2 protein-coding genes are annotated in these 2,508 nt (G+C 66.4%); both read left to right on the top strand.

The window, feature by feature from the left end:
- Positions 1–112 precede the first annotated feature (112 nt).
- Positions 113–1,627, top strand: coding sequence for an IS21 family transposase (istA, locus tag AX725_RS18010; protein ID WP_066110602.1), 1,515 nt, complete (start codon positions 113–115; stop codon positions 1,625–1,627).
- On the top strand, positions 1,614–2,342 hold the full coding sequence (gene istB / locus AX725_RS18005) for an IS21-like element helper ATPase IstB (protein ID WP_066110604.1): 729 nt from the start codon (positions 1,614–1,616) through the stop codon (positions 2,340–2,342). The genes istA and istB overlap by 14 nt, the downstream gene beginning before the upstream one ends.
- Positions 2,343–2,508 lie beyond the last annotated feature (166 nt).

The following is a 2,508-nucleotide window of genomic DNA, read 5'->3' as shown; positions in this document are numbered from 1 at the left end:
TGTGGACCGGCGTGCAAAAGGGACCCCGTTAGCGGGGTGATCGGCGTCTAAAAGGGACCCCTCATTCTGATGGTGTAGCAGGCTGCCTGGTTTTCCAGGTGGTGAGATCGGGATGTTGGTGGTGGAGACGGTTGTTCGGATACGGCGGGAGCACGCGAGCGGGAAGGCGATCAAGGCGATTGCGCGCGATCTGCGGCTGTCGCGCAAGGTGGTTCGCAAGGCGATCCGGGCGCCGGAAGGCGCGTTCGATTATCGCCGCACGGTTCAACCCCTGCCCCGGCTTGGGCCGTTCCAGGAGCGGCTCGACGTGCTGCTGACGGAGAACGAGGCCCGGCACAGACGCGATCGACTGCGGATGACGCGGATCCATGACCTGCTTTGCCGTGAGGGGTTCGAGGGATCCTACGACGCGGTCCGGCGCTACGCCCGGCGCTGGACGGAAGCGAGGCGCAAGGATGCGGGTGATGGGGCGCCCGCGTTCATCCCGCTCATGTTCAAGCCAGGCGAGGCCTACCAGTTCGACTGGAGCCACGAGGATGTGGAGATCGCGGGCAAGCCGATGCGGGTGAAGGTGGCGCAGATGCGGTTGTGCGCGTCGCGCGCGGTCTACGTCAGGGCCTATCCGCGCGAGACGCAGGAGATGGTGTTCGACGCCCATGCGCGCGGCTTTGCCTTCTTCGGCGGCGTTCCCCTGCGCGGCATCTACGATAACATGAAGACCGCGGTCACCACCGTGTTCGTCGGCAAGGAGCGGGTGTTCAACCGCCGCTTTCTGGTCATGGCCGATCATTACATGGTCGAGCCCACGGCCTGCTCGCCGGCGGCGGGGTGGGAGAAGGGTCAGGTTGAACACCAGGTGCAGACCATCCGAGGCCGCTTCTTCCAGCCTCGCCTGCGCTTTGCCAGCATCGAGGAGCTCAACGGGTGGCTGGAAGCTGAGTGCCTGCGCTGGGCCGCAACGCACGCCCATCCCGAGCAGAAGGAGCTGACCGTCGCCGAGGCGCTGGAGCTCGAGCGGCCAGCCCTGCAGCCGATGCTGGCGCCCTTCGACGGCTTCCACGAGACCACCCATGCCGTGACCGGCACGTGCCTGATCAGCTTCGACCGCAACCGCTACTCGGTCATGGCCAAGGCGGCGCGGCGGGCCGTTCAGGTCCGCGCCTATGCCGACCGCATCGTCGTGCGCCTAGGCGACGAGGTAATCGCCGAGCATGCCCGGCACTTCGGCCGCGACCGGACGATCTATAATCCCTGGCATTACCTGCCAGTGCTGGCGCACAAGCCTGGGGCCTTGCGGAACGGCGCACCCTTCCAGGGGTGGGACCTGCCACCGGCACTGACGCGGTTGCGGCGCAAGCTGGGCGGCGGTGATGACGCCGACCGCCGCTTCGTGCGCGTGCTGGCATCGGTAATGACCGATGGCCTGGAAGCGGTCGAGGCCGCGATCCGGGAGGCGCTTGATAGCGGTGCCGTCAGCGACGAGGTGATCCTCAACATCCTGGCCCGATACCGGGACCCGCCATCCGAGCGCCCCCTGGATGTGGTCGCCGATCTCAAGCTCAGCCACCCGCCGATCGCGGACTGCGCGCGCTACGATACGGTGCGAGGCCTCCATGCAGCGGCATGAGATGATCGAGGCGATGCGCTCACTCGGCCTCAAGGGCATGGCAGGAGCCTTCGACGAGGCGGTCACCACCGGGTTGCAGCGCAAGCGCACGACCCACGAGATCCTGACCGACCTGCTGCGCGCCGAAGCCGCGCATCGTCATGCCGCCTCGATCCGCTACCGCATGACCGCAGCCAAGCTGCCGGTAATCAAGGACCTCGACGCCTTCGCGTTCGAGGGCACCCCGATCAACGAAGAGCTGGTGCGCTCCCTGCACGCAGGTTCGTTCCTACCCGGTCGCCGCAACATCGTGCTCATCGGCGGCACAGGGACCGGCAAGACCCATCTGGCCACTGCGATCACCGCCAGCGTCGTGCGTGCCGGGGCCCGCGGGCGCTACTTCAACACGGTCGATCTCGTCACCAGGCTCGAGGAAGAAGCCCGCATCGGCAAGGCCGGCGCCATCGCCGCGCAGCTCAGCCGGCTTGATCTCGTGGTGCTCGATGAACTGGGCTATCTGCCGTTCGCCCGATCCGGCGGGCAGCTCTTGTTCCACCTGATCAGCAAGCTCTACGAGCAGACCTCGGTCATCATCACCACCAACCTCGCCTTCGGCGAGTGGCCCACCGTGTTCGGCGATCCCAAGATGACCACCGCGCTGCTCGACCGCATCACCCACCATTGCGATATCGTCGAGACAGGCAACGACAGCTGGCGCTTCAAAAACCGCAGCTGACCCAGCCAGAAAACCGCCTTCGCGCTGCTGACGCCTCCGGTCGGGCTACGCCCTCCCTACGCCGCCAGCAGCGCGAAAACCGCGCCCAGCATCAACCACCCAACATCTCAGCAAGGGGGTCCCTTTTGCGCGCCGATAGGGGGTCCCGATTGAACGCCGATTGACA

Source organism: Blastomonas sp. CCH9-A1 (genome assembly GCF_001557175.1).
GTDB lineage: Bacteria > Pseudomonadota > Alphaproteobacteria > Sphingomonadales > Sphingomonadaceae > Blastomonas > Blastomonas delafieldii_A.
This window is presented reverse-complemented; position numbering and strand designations above follow the sequence as displayed.